The organism is Streptomyces sp. GbtcB6 (assembly GCF_019091475.1).
GTDB lineage: Bacteria > Actinomycetota > Actinomycetes > Streptomycetales > Streptomycetaceae > Streptomyces > Streptomyces hyaluromycini.
On sequence record NZ_JAGXJL010000028.1, the window covers coordinates 1 to 13,622 of the forward strand.

General features: G+C 70.4%; 16 protein-coding genes. 6 read left to right on the top strand and 10 right to left on the bottom strand.

Features of this window, described 5'->3' with window-relative positions; translation table 11 throughout:
* Positions 1-276 precede the first annotated feature (276 nt).
* The 8 genes from KVT45_RS35940 to KVT45_RS35975 all read right to left on the bottom strand — a co-directional run bounded on the left by KVT45_RS35940 (position 277) and on the right by KVT45_RS35975 (position 4,960).
* Positions 277-936, bottom strand: a complete 660-nt coding sequence (locus KVT45_RS35940; RefSeq protein WP_217553361.1) for an aspartate/glutamate racemase family protein — start codon at positions 934-936, stop codon at positions 277-279.
* Positions 937-951: 15 nt separating this feature from the next.
* The gene (locus KVT45_RS35945; protein ID WP_217553362.1) at positions 952-1,296 is read right to left on the bottom strand and encodes a GNAT family N-acetyltransferase; all 345 of its coding nucleotides are present in this window, start codon (positions 1,294-1,296) and stop codon (positions 952-954) included.
* 21 nt (positions 1,297-1,317) lie between these two features.
* On the bottom strand, positions 1,318-1,737 hold the full coding sequence (gene panD, locus KVT45_RS35950) for an aspartate 1-decarboxylase (protein WP_217553363.1): 420 nt from the start codon (positions 1,735-1,737) through the stop codon (positions 1,318-1,320).
* 208 nt (positions 1,738-1,945) lie between these two features.
* Entirely contained in the window at positions 1,946-2,362 is a 417-nt protein-coding gene (locus KVT45_RS35955) for a hypothetical protein (protein WP_217553364.1), read from the bottom strand.
* A gap of 286 nt (positions 2,363-2,648) precedes the next feature.
* Positions 2,649-3,083 carry an ATP-binding protein gene (locus KVT45_RS35960; protein ID WP_217553365.1) on the bottom strand — a complete coding sequence of 145 codons (435 nt, stop codon included), beginning with the start codon at positions 3,081-3,083 and terminating at the stop codon, positions 2,649-2,651.
* Positions 3,084-3,176: 93 nt separating this feature from the next.
* A complete protein-coding gene (locus KVT45_RS35965) occupies positions 3,177-3,326 on the bottom strand; it encodes a hypothetical protein (protein WP_217553366.1) in 150 nt (49 codons plus the stop codon).
* A 217-nt stretch (positions 3,327-3,543) separates the two neighbouring features.
* Complete coding sequence (locus tag KVT45_RS35970) at positions 3,544-4,332, bottom strand: anti-sigma factor (protein WP_217553367.1); 789 nt, start codon at positions 4,330-4,332, stop codon at positions 3,544-3,546.
* Positions 4,333-4,357: 25 nt separating this feature from the next.
* Positions 4,358-4,960 carry a sigma-70 family RNA polymerase sigma factor gene (locus KVT45_RS35975; RefSeq protein ID WP_217553368.1) on the bottom strand — a complete coding sequence of 201 codons (603 nt, stop codon included), beginning with the start codon at positions 4,958-4,960 and terminating at the stop codon, positions 4,358-4,360.
* A gap of 587 nt (positions 4,961-5,547) precedes the next feature.
* Between KVT45_RS35975 and KVT45_RS35980 the strand changes: the two genes are divergently transcribed.
* The 6 genes from KVT45_RS35980 to KVT45_RS36005 all read left to right on the top strand — a co-directional run bounded on the left by KVT45_RS35980 (position 5,548) and on the right by KVT45_RS36005 (position 9,918).
* Entirely contained in the window at positions 5,548-5,844 is a 297-nt protein-coding gene (locus KVT45_RS35980) for a plastocyanin/azurin family copper-binding protein (protein ID WP_217553369.1), read from the top strand.
* Entirely contained in the window at positions 5,841-6,863 is a 1,023-nt protein-coding gene (locus KVT45_RS35985) for a metallophosphoesterase (RefSeq protein ID WP_217553370.1), read from the top strand. The genes KVT45_RS35980 and KVT45_RS35985 overlap by 4 nt, the downstream gene beginning before the upstream one ends.
* Positions 6,860-7,264, top strand: coding sequence for a hypothetical protein (locus KVT45_RS35990; protein WP_217553371.1), 405 nt, complete (start codon positions 6,860-6,862; stop codon positions 7,262-7,264). Before KVT45_RS35985 ends, KVT45_RS35990 begins: the two co-directional genes overlap by 4 nt.
* 23 nt (positions 7,265-7,287) lie before the next feature.
* On the top strand, positions 7,288-7,560 hold the full coding sequence (locus tag KVT45_RS35995) for a hypothetical protein (protein ID WP_217553372.1): 273 nt from the start codon (positions 7,288-7,290) through the stop codon (positions 7,558-7,560).
* 115 nt (positions 7,561-7,675) lie between these two features.
* Positions 7,676-8,143 carry a MarR family transcriptional regulator gene (locus KVT45_RS36000; protein ID WP_308310963.1) on the top strand — a complete coding sequence of 156 codons (468 nt, stop codon included), beginning with the start codon at positions 7,676-7,678 and terminating at the stop codon, positions 8,141-8,143.
* Positions 8,144-8,166: 23 nt separating this feature from the next.
* The gene (locus KVT45_RS36005; RefSeq protein WP_217553470.1) at positions 8,167-9,918 is read left to right on the top strand and encodes an MFS transporter; all 1,752 of its coding nucleotides are present in this window, start codon (positions 8,167-8,169) and stop codon (positions 9,916-9,918) included.
* A gap of 62 nt (positions 9,919-9,980) precedes the next feature.
* Here KVT45_RS36005 and KVT45_RS36010 read toward each other — a convergent pair whose 3' ends face one another.
* Both KVT45_RS36010 and KVT45_RS36015 read right to left on the bottom strand, forming a co-directional pair.
* Positions 9,981-12,167 carry an RICIN domain-containing protein gene (locus KVT45_RS36010; protein ID WP_217553373.1) on the bottom strand — a complete coding sequence of 729 codons (2,187 nt, stop codon included), beginning with the start codon at positions 12,165-12,167 and terminating at the stop codon, positions 9,981-9,983.
* A gap of 38 nt (positions 12,168-12,205) precedes the next feature.
* On the bottom strand, positions 12,206-13,567 hold the full coding sequence (locus KVT45_RS36015) for a lectin (RefSeq protein ID WP_217553374.1): 1,362 nt from the start codon (positions 13,565-13,567) through the stop codon (positions 12,206-12,208).
* Between the last annotated feature and the right edge of the window lie 55 nt (positions 13,568-13,622).

Genomic DNA, 13,622 nt, shown 5'->3' on the forward strand with positions numbered 1-13,622 from the left:
CGCCCGCCCCCCGCCCCCGCGGGGGGGGTCGGGCGGTGGGGTGGGGGGGGGGGGGGCGGGGTGGGGGGGGGGGGGGGGGGGGGGGGGGTGGGGGGGGGGGGGGGGGGGGGGGCGGGGGGGGGGAGTGGTGCGGGGGCTGGGGATGGTTCGGGGGTGGGGACCGGGCTGGGGTAGGGGTCCGGAGGGTGGGGGGACGGTGCGGGGTCGGGGATCGGGTTTGTCATGGTGTCCTCCGGCCAGTGGCTCGATGTCGCCTCTGGGGGTCTACTGCCCCATTTACCCGACCGGCGCTCGCGCTATCCCCCAGTCGACCGCTGCCGCACCCGCCGCCAGGCCCGGGCGTGGGCTGGACAGGATCGGGACCGTCGTGGTCGTGAGTTTCGCGGCCGAGGTCATGGATGCCTGGGCCAGGACGATCACGTCGGCGTCGGTCACGGCGTCTGCCGCGGCCGCCACCAACTGGGCGCATCCTTCGATGTCGCCGGCCTCGAAGCGGGTCCAGGCGTCCGGTACGACCTCGGCGCGGGCGTGGATCGGGCGGCCCGCACGGCGGGCCTCGTCGTCCAGCAGGGCCAGGGTGGGCGGCAGGGTGCTGTCGACCGTCGCCAGTACGGCGATACGGGGGCCCGCCGCCACCGCCGCGGCCGCCATCGGGCGGTCACCGCGGATGACCGGTACGCCGACCTCCTCGGCGGCCCGCTCCGCCACCTCGCCGATCGTCGAGCAGGTGCAGAGCACGGCCTGTACGCCGTGTGCCGCTGCCTGCCGGAGGGCTGCGGTGACGTCCTCGGCCACCGCTTCGGGGCCCTCCCGGCGGGCCCGGGACAGGAGGCCCGGGTCCACGGAGTGGCGCAGCTCCAGGCCCGGGTGGTGCTCGTCGCGCAGGGCCTCGAAGACGGGGACGTGCAGGGGCGAGGTGTGCAGGAGGGCGAGCATGTGAGGCCCCGCCCTTCAGAAGCGGCCGGGGTGGGCGACCAGCCACTCCTTCGCCGCGCGCAGCAGCTCGGGGTCCGGTGCCGGCGCCACGTCGGGGTGGCGCTCGGCCCACACGACGACGTACGGGCAGAGCGGGGCCACCGGGGTCTTCTCGCGCTCGGAGATCGCGTACAGCTCGCGGGCGAGGGAGCCCGCGATGCCCTTCCCCTCGTGTTCGGGCTCCACGATGGTGTGGACGGGCACGAGGGCCCGGGAGGGCGACTCCAGGACGAAGTACTCGATGTGGCCGACGACTTCGTCGCCGGCGACCGCCTCCAGACGGCCCGCCGCCCGGTCGTCGCGGATCTCGATGTCGCTCATGTCGCCCTCCTGGTCCGTCGGTCAGGCCGAGACGGCCTGCGGGCTGCGCTCCTGGTCCGAGCCCGGTACCGGCTCGGACGGGTCGGCACCGAGGGCCACGACCCGGTTGTCGTGGTCGACGTGCACGACCCGCGGCCGAAGCGTACGCGCCTCGGCGTCGGTGACCTGAGCGTAGCTGATGATGATCACCAGGTCGCCGGGATGGACGAGATGGGCCGCCGCCCCGTTGATCCCGACGACCCCGGAGCCCCGCTGGCCCTCGATGACATACGTCTCCAGCCGGGCGCCGTTGGTGATGTCGACGATGTGGACCAGCTCGCCCGGGAGCAGGTCGGCGGCGTCGAGGAGGTCGGCGTCGATGGTCACCGATCCCACGTAGTGCAGGTCGGCCTGGGTGACGGTGGCCCGATGGATCTTGGACTTGAATACTGTACGAAGCATGAGGAAACTCCCGATTCGTCTGCTCCCTGCCCGCGTTTGCAGGTCAAGGGCGGTGTCCGGAGAGTACATCGCGTCGCAGCCCTGATCAGCTGCGGTCAGGTGTTCGAGGACTGGCCAGAGTCGGCCCCCTGGCGAGTCTCAGAAAGGTCGGCCGCGGGCCGGCACGGAACGGCCGCCGACGCCGTCCGCGCCACCGAATCGGGTCGATTCACATTCCGGGGCGCCCGGCAGCCGTCCAGGCGGCGTACGCCCGGCGGACGTAGAGGCGATGGCTGCGGGCGAGAGTGATCGCGTCGGGGTGGTGCGGGCCGGTCACCAGGTCGGGATGACGGCGGTCGTGCAGGACGAGCTGCTCGGCGGTTTCCGCGGCGGCCGCGACCGGGCCGGAGCCGGGGGCGTCGAGGGCCATCCGGTCCATGAGGGCGGCCCGTCGTAGCAGCCAGGCGCGTTCGGCGACCCTTCCACCGACCAGGGGGCCGGTGACGGGCCCGGCCTGGCGGCCGTCGCGTTCGGCCCCGAGAGCGAGCACCTGGTGCATCTCGCGGCGCAGGTCCGGCGCACTCGCGTACGCCTCGTGCGGGGGCGGGGCGCCGGTCGCCTCGCCGCCGTTCGGGGTGACGTCCATGCTCACACCTCCGCCGGTCCGCAGGGGCCGGCGCCACAGCGTCGACACAGCGTTCTGTCCTGGCCGGGGTCGCCGTGATCGGGGGCCGAGGGGTGCGCCGCGGACCGCATGGGCGCCCGGGCCGGGCCCGGGCAGCCGTCGACGGGGCACCGCTTATGGGTCGCGAAGGCCCACTCGGCGGGGCCGTCGGGCGACCCTGCGTCGCGGCCGGCACCGGCGACCCGCCGCTGTGCCGCGGTGCCGGCACCGGAAAGGGGCCACAGTTCACGCGGAACGTCCGGCCCGGTCATGGTGAGCACCTGAGGCAGGCGCGGACTTCGCGGCCGCCGCATGTCTGGTGGACCTCGGTCGACTGGGCGAGGTACTCGACGATGCCGGTGCCGCGGCCGTGTTCGTCGGGGGCGACGTCGGGGCGATGGCGGTCCACCGCCATGCCGGAGTCGGTGACCACAATGTGCAGAGTGCCGTCGTCGAGGACGAGCAGCAGGGTCATGCGCTCGCGGCCGTACCGGGCGGCGTTGGCGGTGAGTTCGTCGACGATGAGAACGGCGGAGTCCCGCTCGCTCGCGGGCACACTCCAGGTCTCCAGCAGATCGGCCGCGAAGTGACGAGCGGCGGAGACGTGCGCCTCCTGCGCGGGCAGGGTGAGCAGTGCCTCGTGGCGGCAGGGCTGGCCGAGCAGTGAACTCGGGCTGGGGGAATCGGTCACAAACATGGTCATGTGGCTCTTCTGTGGATGTGCGGAGAGCGGAACGGGGGAAGATCACCAGCGACTTCGGGGGCTGTCGGTAAGCCGGATCCTGAAGAGGCGCGCTCATCCAGTTCCACGGGTGACGCAGCCGAACGGTTCAAGCCATTTGCACCTTTTGCCCCACTTCTTTCCGGTCGCGTCGATGCCGGCGGCCCGGCCGAGTTCGCTCGCCTCCGCCAGGGGCTCGATGCCGAACTCGGCCTGACCGGGCACCGGCAGCTCGTTCCCTCACGCCCGGTCTTCCGGACAGCCCTGCGGGAACGTCGCGCCGCAGGGCCGGACGAGCGTCTCTGCCCGCGCCTCTGCTCGGCCGCGGCCCTCGGCGTGCGGACATCCCGGCCCGGCCCCTTGCCACTGACGGTCCGGTCCTTCGGTGACGACACCCTCTCGGCCTCTTGTGCCGTCGTACGCCCACACCAGTTGCCGCGTCTCACGCCTGGATGGTGACCATCTTCTGACCGTTGCCGGCGAGAATCTCGAAGTGGTCAATGACTCCCGGGGACATGGGCACCGCACCGGGGATCGTGGTGCCGGGAGGGTACTCGCCCGCCCTCCAGGTGGCGCCGACAGTCCTGACCCCGCCGGGCCCGACCGCCTGCAGCCGACAGGTGATTCCGGCGGGCGCCCCCTTGGCGGAGACCTGCAGGACACTGCCCCAGGCAGAGGGCCAGACCTTCACCGAGGCGGAGACGCCGGTGGTGGGATCGCTTCCGGAGAAGGTGCGCCAGGCAGTCGGCGCGGTCGGCCCAGGCGGGGTCGCCTGACTGCTCACGGATCCGACGGCCGCCAGCCATGTACCGCCGACCGCTGCCGCGACGAACGTCAACGAGGCGGCCGCGCCGGCCAGTTGCAGACGCACGCGCCTGCGGCGCCGGGCCGCGGCCTGCTGGAGCAGCCTCTCCAGCACGCCCCCTGCCGACACCTTCGGCACCGCGGGCGCGGCGGGCCGTTCGAGCAGGGAGCCCGGCGCGCTTTCGGCGGCCCGCGCCACCAGCCGGTCGGCCAGTTCCTCGTCGGCCGTCGGCACCGCCCGACCTGAGGCTTCGGCTTCGGTCACCGTCGCCAGCAGCGCGGGCAATCCCGCCAGCCGGACGTGTTCGGCCCGGCATTCGGCGCAGTCCGCGAGATGAATGCGGACCCGTTCCATTTCTGCCGAGGGCAGCGTGCCCAGGACGTATCCCCCCAGCGCCAGCCGGAGGGCGTCGTGCTCCGCACTCATGGTCGCCACCTCCTGGCCGCCACGGTCATGGCTCGATGCCCCGCTCCTGCAGCGCCAGCCGCAGGGCGTGCAGGGCGTAGTACGTCCGCGACTTCACGGTGCCCAGCGGGATTCCCAGTACCTTTGCGGCCTCCACCATGGTCCGGCCCCGGTAGTAGGTCTCCAGCAGGACGGCGCGGTGGTCCGGGGACAGCGACCGGACGGCGTCGGCAACCGCCCAGCTCTGCAGTGCCTGCTCGATCTGGTCCTCGCCCGGCGCCTGCTCGGCGGCCCGCTGAAGGGCCTCGCCGCCGGCCTCGGGCGGTCTGGCTTGCCGGGCCCGGTGGGCGTCGATGACCAGGCGCCGGGCGACCGTACACAGCCATGCCCGGGCCGGACCGCGTGCGGGGTCGAAGGCGGCGGGATGCTGCCACGCTCGCAGCAGTGTCTCCTGTACCACGTCCTCCGCCCATTGCCAGTCTCCTGAAGTCAGTCGCAGCACGTAGTGGAAGAGGGCTCCCGCGTGCTCCGCATACAGAGTGCGCAGCAGTTCCTCATCTGCGGTCGAAAGCGTCCCTTTACCAGAGACACGGTGCGCGGAGCGATTCGGATCCGTTCTCGGACCACGTTTTCTGGAACTCCAGGGCATAAGCCGATCATCGCGCACATGTACCGCTTTGTCCTGTAACGCCCAGCGCACCGCATGTGACGCTCCGATCACCTCGCGGGCGATTTGCCCTGCTGACCCTTGACGGGCTGATCGACGGCGACGCCAAGAGGTTTCACAAAAAGTGCATATCCATCGAACCGCGGAACTCCCGCCATCCGTGGAACCGGACAAGAGCCGACTCGATGGCCCGCAAGGGCGGATGTGCAGTGCGGGGCACACGCCCGTGAACACGGCATCCAGCACATATTCCTGCGGTTGCGGGCGTCGAGCCGGCGCAGTCCCCGTGTCCGCCCGATCAGTGAGGACCGAACACCATGCACCTGAAACTTTCCACTCCTGGCAGGCGGTCACGCGCCGCGGCCGGGCTGGCTGTCGCCGTTCTCGCCTCCGCCGGCGCGGTGGGGCTCCTCAGCGCATGCGGCCAGTCGTCGCATTCCCCGGCCGGCGGAGCCGGCGCCCTCACACCCGGCCCGGGGCAGCACCGGACGGCAGGGATGCCCGGCGCCACGGGGACGGGGAAGGGCTCCGCTCCCGGCGCCCCGCCGATGCCCGGTATGACCATGCCGATGAGCCCTTCGGGTGCGAGCACGCAGGCCGCGGCGGTGACCGGGAACGCGGTGGCGATCAGGAACTTCGCGTTCTTCCCGGCCACGCTGAAGGTCAAAGCGGGCACGAAGGTGACGTGGACCAATCAGGACAGCGACGCCCACACCGTCACCAGCACCGGATCGGGCGGCCCGTTGCATTCGGCCGCCCTGGCCACCCATGCCACCTACAGCTACACGTTCACCAAGCCCGGCACCTATGCCTACCTCTGCACCATCCATCCGTTCATGACCGCCACCGTGGAGGTGACCCGATGACCGGCTACTACGACAGTCACGACGGAGCCCCGGCCGACGACGCCCGGCCCGCCGGCGAGCCCGATACCGAACACGGTATGACTCGACGTCAACTCATGCGACACGCGGGATGGTTCGGCGGCGCAGTGGTGCTGACCGTGGCCGGTGGAGAGGTGATGAGCCATATCGCCGGTTCCCAGGACGCCAACGCCGGGGGCACGACCGGGGCCGCGGCCGCGGCCGCCGTGGTGGGAAGCGGCCCGCTGCGGTTCGTGCAGGTCTCCGACAGCCATATCGGGTTCCAGGGCCCGGCGAACACGAACGTGGTCGGCTCCTTCGGCGAGGCGATCAAGCAGGTCAACTCGCTCGGCTTCAGGCCCGACTTCGTCATGCACAGCGGCGATCTGACCCACCTGTCCACGGCCGGGCAGTTCGACCAGGTCAAGCAGATGATGACCGGAATGAGGACAGACCGCGTCTTCACCGTGCCGGGCGAGCACGACTCCATCGGCGATGCGGGCCGTGCCTACCGGCGCACCTTCGGCATGGGCACGCTCGGCGAGGGCTGGTACAGCTTCGACACCCACGGCGTGCACTTCATCGCCCTGGTCAACACCCTGAGCCTGGAGAAGCTCGGCCACCTCGGCACCGACCAGATCGACTTCGTTCGCAAGGACCTCGCAGGGCTGTCGTCGGACACCCCCGTCGTGGTCTTCAGCCACATCCCGCTGTTCGCCATGTACCCGAAGTGGGGCTGGAGCACCGACGACGCCCTCAAGGTCATCGCCCTGCTGCGCCGCTTCTCCTCCGTCACCTGCCTCAACGGGCACGTCCACCAGTTGTTCACCAAGACAGACGGCAACATCACCTTCCACTCCGCCACCACCACCGCCTACCCCCTGCCCAAACCGGGCCGCGCCCCCGCTCCCACCCCGCAGGTCGTCCCCGCCCGGCAGCTCCATGAGGCACTCGGCATCCGCAGCGTCGGCTACCGCCAAGGCGACCGCGAGCTGGCCGTCAAGGACCAGAGGCTGGCATGAACACCCGAAGACTGCTCGCCCCCGCCCTGCGGTCGATGACCGCCGCGACCCTCGCCGCCGGCGGATACATCCACGCGCAGCTCTACCTCGACGGGTATCGCTTCGTCCACGTCGTCGGCCCACTGTTCCTGCTCCAGGCCAGCACGTCCTTCGCCCTCGCCGCCGTACTGCTGATCGGGACACCGCCCCTGCCGCTGAGGGCCGCCGCGGCAGGCACCGCGCTCGGCGCTCTGGGCGGTTTCACCGCTTCGCGCACCGTAGGAGTGTTCGGTTTCACCGAGCACGGTCTGCAGCCCCAGCCGCAAGCCGTCCTCAGCCTCCTCGCCGAAACCGGCACGCTGCTGCTCCTCGCCATCTGGCAGGTGACCGTGACCAGACAAACCCACGCCGCCCGCCCCTAGTTCCGGAACCAAGGAGTGCCCCCATGTACCTGGAACCGCGCCCGGGAATCGCCTGGCCGAGCCCGCACCTCCGCGAACTGAAGGATGCCGTGCGCGCCCTGCTCGGTCTGGACGACGACACCGCCGTCATAATCCGCCAGCTCATCTGCGGCGAAGTCGGCCGCCCATCTCTGGAGACCGTCGTCGGGGTGCTGCCCATGGACGGCGAGGCCCACCGCTGGACGCTCCACCGCCCCGCCGAGCAGATCACCGAGAACGAGCTACGGACCACCCTGCTCGACCACCGGCCGAGCTGACCGGAACCCGTCCCGTCCACCGCTGAAAGCTGCCCCCGCTCCCGTTCGGGCCCGATCGCGGATTTACTGACGATTGGTTTATCAGTCCGGACTGATAAACCTAGTGTTAGTACTTGTGAAGACTGACATAGCCGCTGGTGGCGGTCACATCCACGAGCCGGGCGACACCACCCGCCTCGCATCCGGTCTCCGGCTCGCGGTGGGCCGTCTGACGCGGCGGCTGCGCCAGGCGCACGCCGTGGGAGACGTGTCCCTGTCCGGGGTGTCCGTACTGGCGCGGCTCGCCGCCGACGGGCCCGACTCGCCGACGTCCCTCGCCGAACTGGAACGGGTACGCCCGCAGGCCATGGCCAGCATCCTCGCCCAGCTCGAACAACGCGCGCTGGTCCGCCGTACCCCCGACGCCACGGACGGGCGGCGGAGCATCCTGGAGGTCACCGCGGACGGGCGGGCCATGCTGGCCGAGCGGCGCTCGGAGTCGGTGCAGCGCCTCGCGGCCGTCCTCGACGACTTCACGGCCGAGGAGCGGGTCACACTCGCCTCCGCCGTGCCCCTCCTCGACCGGCTGGCGGAGCGGCTGTGAGCGGCCGCGGGTGGTCCGGCGCCCTGCGCTCGGCCCGCCGCAAGGACACCCCGGCCGGGCCCGGCTACAAGTGGGTCGCGCTGTCGAACACCACGCTCGGCGTGCTGATCGCCACGATGGACGCGTCGATCGTGATCATCTCGCTGCCGGCGATCTTCCGCGGCATCGGGCTCGATCCGCTCGCGCCGGGCAACATCGGCTATCTGCTCTGGATGATCCTCGGCTACCTGCTGGTGTCAGCCGTACTGGTCGTCGTGCTCGGGCGGCTCGGCGACATGTTCGGGCGGGTGAAGATCTACAACCTCGGCTTCCTGATCTTCGCGTGTGCCTCGGTCGCGCTGTCGCTCGATCCGTTCCGCGCCGGGGCCGGTGCCCTGTGGCTGATCCTGTGGCGGATCGTGCAGGCCTTCGGCGGGTCCATGCTCACCGCCAACTCGGCGGCCATCCTCACCGACGCCTTCCCGGCCCGGCAGCGCGGTATGGCCCTCGGCATCAACCAGATCACCGCGCTCGCGGGCCAGTTCCTCGGTCTGCTCGCGGGCGGTCTGCTCGCCGTCGTCGACTGGCGTGCCGTGTTCTGGGTGAGCGTCCCGGTCAGCATCACCGGCACGATCTGGTCGTACCTGAGCCTGCGCGAGACCTCGGCGGGCCGGCCCGGCCGGATCGACTGGCTGGGCAACCTCACCTTCGCGGCCGGCGCCGGCATCCTGCTGGCCGGGATCACCTACGGGATCCAGCCCTACGGCGACAGCGCCACCGGCTGGGGGAACCCGTGGGTGCTGACCGGCCTGATCGGTGGCGCCGCCCTGCTACTGGCCTTCTGCGTCATCGAGACCCGGGTCGCCGAGCCCATGTTCGACCTGGCGCTCTTCAGGAACAGGGCGTTCGCCGCGGGCAACGTGGCCGCCCTGCTGACCTCGATCGCGCGCGGCGGCCTGCAGTTCATGCTGATCATCTGGCTGCAGGGCATCTGGCTGCCGCTGCACGGCTACGACTTCGAGGACACCCCGCTGTGGGCCGGCATCTTCATGCTCCCGCTGACGCTGGGCTTCCTGATCGCGGGACCGGTGTCCGGGTACCTGTCGGACCGGTTCGGCGCCCGGTTCTTCTCCACCGCGGGGCTGGTGGTCGTCATGGCGTCCTTCTTCGGCCTGCTCGCGCTGCCCGTCGACTTCGACTACGGGCTGTTCGCGGCGCTGCTGCTGCTCAACGGCCTGGGTCAGGGCATGTTCTCGGCACCCAACACCTCGTCGATCATGGGCAGTGTGCCGGCCGAGTACCGGGGTGTCGCCTCGGGCATGCGCTCGACCTTCCAGAACTCCGGTACGGCGCTGTCCATCGGTGTCTTCTTCTCGCTGATGGTGTCCGGGCTCGCCTCCTCGCTCCCGGCGACGCTGAAGAGCGGCCTCATGGCGCACGGCGTGCCGGCCGCCTCCGCCGCGCACGCCGCGGCGCTGCCGCCGGTGAGCACGCTGTTCGCGACGTTCCTCGGCAACAACCCCATCGAGCACCTGCTCGCCTCCGAGGGCGTCCTGGACCATGTCACCAAGGCCCAGCGGTCGGTGCTGACCGGGCACACCTTCTTCCCGCAGCTGGTGTCCGGTCCCTTCCACCACGGCCTGGCCATCGTCTTCGGCGTGGCCGCCGGCATGGCCCTGGTCTCCGCGGTGGCCTCCGCACTGCGCGGCGGCCACCGGCCGGGACCGGACCAGCAGGAGCCGAAGGACCGGCCCGCGGCGCGTACGACGCAGTCCCGGCACAACGCGCCGTCGTGAAAAGCGCGGGTGCCCCGGCGGAGATCCGCCGGGGCACCCGCTGTCCGCTCACCGGGCGACGGTCACGGATACGAGTTGAGGTTGGCCACGTTGGTGGACGAGTTCGACGGTCCTCCGCTGTTGTTGATGACGTGGGTGATGGTGCCGGTGCCGCCGAGGGAGACCGTCACCATGCTGGTGAACTTGACGTTCGAGTTGGTCGGTGCCTCGATCGCGTGATCGGCGACGACGCTCGAGTTGGTGCTGAAGTAGCAGTAGCTGCCGAGTCCGTACACCTGGTGGCTGGTGACCGAGTCGGCGACCTTGTAGGCCGCGTAGCCCTTGGTCGAGCCGTTCATCCAGGACGACTGGTTCGGCGGGTCGTACGGCATCTCGTTCTGGTAGAAGTACGTCTTGCCGCCGTTGCCGTTCCAGATGGTCTGGTACTTCTGGAAGTGCTCGACGAACAGGCCGTACATCGTCACGTTGTCGCCGTTGACCACCAGGCCGGTGTCGGCGGTGTTGGTGGTCCAGCCGACGCCGGTGCCGTGGTCGGCGCGCCAGATCCACATGTGATCGCCGATGACGTTGTCGCTGTTGACGACCAGGCTGGTGGTCGCCTTGCCGACGCCCGCGCCGCCGACGCGGAAGTACACGTCGTGCAGGGACGTCGGGTCGCTCGCGTGCGAGGCCGAGGAACCGCTCGGGCCGACCTCCACCAGCGTGGAGGAGTTGGTGGTGCCGGCGTCGAAGAGCAGGCCCGCGATGTTGACGCCGTCGACGTCGGCGACCTTCATGGCGGTGATGCCGTTGTCCGGGACGAAGGTGGCGAGGCCGAGGCCGAGGACGACGGTGTCGGCGCGGTTGATCTGCAGGGTCTGGTCGAGGTGGTAGACACCCGGGGTGACCAGGAGGTTCTTGCCCGCCGTGAGGGCCGCGTTGATCTGGGACGCGGTGGCGCCCGGCTTCACGACGTAGAAGCTGTCCAGCGAGAGCGAGGTACCGGCGGCGGAGCCGGAACTCCAGCTGGTGCCGGAGGTGTTGGTGCGCGTGGACGGCACGAACACCTGGTAGTTGCCGGAGCCGTCGACGTACAGGAACGGCTTCTCACGGGTCACCGGGCTCTGCGCGACCGTGGTGTCCGGCGGGCTCGGGAAGGTCGTGGACGGCACACCCGTGCTGCCCACGAAGACCATGTTCCAGTTGGAGCCGGTCCAGCTGCCGAGCTGGGAGTTGCGGGTCAGCCACTGCTGCTGGGTACCGGAGTTGACCTGGCCGTTGATCTGGCTGTCGGCGATCAGGCCACCGCTGGACCAGCCGCCGTCGTCCAGGGCGAGGTTGCCGCGCAGGTGCACCCGGCGGTAGGCGGACGCCTGCGAGACCGCCCAGCGGTCGCTGCCGCTGGTCGGGTTGACGGAGAGGTTCTCGGCGCCGCGCCAGAAGTTCTGGGTGGCGTTGCCCTGGAACCAGTCGGCCTCCGCGTGCACCGCGCCGTTGATCGAGACCGCGTCGGGCGACAGGCCCAGGCCGAGCACCTGCGTGTAGAAGCCGACGTTGACGTCCGCGCTGTAGGCGCCGGGCTTGAACATCACCGCGTAGCGCTGGGAGCCGAACTGGTTGGTCTGCTGCTGCGCGAAGATCGAGTCCAGCTTGCTCTGGATGGTCGACGCGGACATCGACGGGTCGAAGATGACCACGTTGGAGCCGAGGTCCGGGTTGCTCGACTGGGTCACCGGGACGACCTGGAAACGCTGGGCCGCCGTGCCGTTGCAGGTGTACTGCACGAACTGCACGCTGTCGGCGGTCGAGGCGGAGGGGTCGTCGAGGCACTTGCCGCTGTTGCGGTTGACGAAGTGGTAGGCGCCGCCGCCGTCGTCGACGGGCAGCCACTGCTGGTTGTTGCCGCCGCCGTAGGTCCACATCTGGACGAGCGCGTTGTCGGCCGTCGAGACGCCGGTGACGTCCAGGACCTCGTTGGCGTTGTTCCCGTTGTTGATGCGGACGTAGCCGTCGCTGGTGGTGGTGAAACTCCACTGCTGGGCGGTGGAGTTGTTGCAGGCGTACTGCTGGACGACGGTGCCGTCGGCGGTGGCGGCCGCCTTGGCGTCCACGCACTTGCCGCTGGCCGCGTTGAGCAGGGTGGTGTTGCCGGTGGGCAGCGTGGCGGCGGACGCGGGCGAGGAGGCGCCCGCCGCGGTGAGCAGCGAGGCGGCGACAACGGCCACCGCTGCGGCGGCCGTTGATCTGCGGCGCCGGGGAAGGCGAAGCACAAGTTCTCCTAATTCAGAAAAACGCGAGGAGTGCGGGGTCAGCCGGTGTATCCGGCGAAGACGCGCGTGTAGTCCCAGTTCGACTGGCTCACGCCGGAGCAGCTGTCGGCTGAGCCGCCGGTGCAGGGCCGGTCGCGGTTGGCGGACCAGAAGGTGAGCCGGGCCAGGTGGTGCTGCTGGGCGTAGGCGAGGATGGTGCGGAAGTCGGCCACCGTGACGGTCTCGCTGTTGTCGGTGATGCCGTTCATCGACGAGATGCCCATGTCCCGGTAGGCGGTGTCGTCGCTGTAGCCGTAGGCGTTCTTCAGCGCGTTCTTGAGCCCCTCGGCCGCCTGGGTGGTGAGGTTGCCCATGTTCTGGCCCGCGCCGCCGAAGTCGAACGGCATGATGGCCCAGGCGTCGACGGTCAGCCCGGAGGACGCGGCCCGGTTGATCAGGCTGGTGTCCGGACCGCTCTGGCCGGTGCCGATGGTGATGTACACCTTCAGGCCGGAGTTGTTGGCCTTCACCGTCTTCAGCGCGTCCACGACCCGCTGCTGCACGGTCCCGTTGCTGTAGGCGTCGGCCTCCAGGTCGATGTCGATCGCCTTGAGACCGCCGTAGGCGTTGATGACCTTCTGGTACGCCGCCGCCAGCTCGCTCGCGCTGGAGCAGGAGCTCTCCAGCTTGTTGCCGCTGTAGCCGCCGAAGGACGGGATCACGTCACCGCCGTTGGCGCGCACGGTGTTGATGGTGCTCTGGTCGACCCCGCCGGTCAGCGCCCGGCTGCCGTCCCACTGCGGGTTGCAGTAGCCGTTGCTGAGGACGAAGGCGAGCGTGTAGTACTTCACGCCGGTCGCGTTGGTGATCGTGGTCGGGCTCGGCGGGTCGCCCCAGCCGTTGTACAGGTACGGCGCCACGGCCATCGGCGAGGACGGGGTGGTGCCGCCGTCGGCCGCCGGGGCGGTCCACTTCTGGTTGGCGGTGCCCGCGCAGGTCCAGATCTGTATCCGGGTGCCGTTGGCGGAGGTGTTGCCGGTGACGTCCATGCACTTGTTCGCCTGCGGATTGACGATGTCGTTCGCGGACGAGACGGTCCACTGCTGGTTGGCGCCGCCACTACAGGTCCACAGTTGCAGCTTGGCGCCGTCGGCGGTCGAATTGCCGGTCACGTCGAGACACTTGCCGAGGGCGCGGAGGGTGCCGTCGCTGCCGCGTGTCCACTGCTGGGCAGAGGTCCCGTTGCAGTCGTAGAGCTGGACGGCGGTGCCGTCGGCGGAGCTGGCTCCGGCGACGTCGAGGCACTTGCCGGCGAGGCCGGTGATGGTGCCGGTGGCGGCCTGCGCCGGAGCGGCGGTGAGCAGGCCTGCGGAGAGCGTCAGCGCGGCTATGGAGACAGCCGTGGGGAGTGGTCTGGCCATATGCGGGGGGTGGCCTTTCACGCGGGGGGTGGCAGCACGATGTGTCCCAACACCC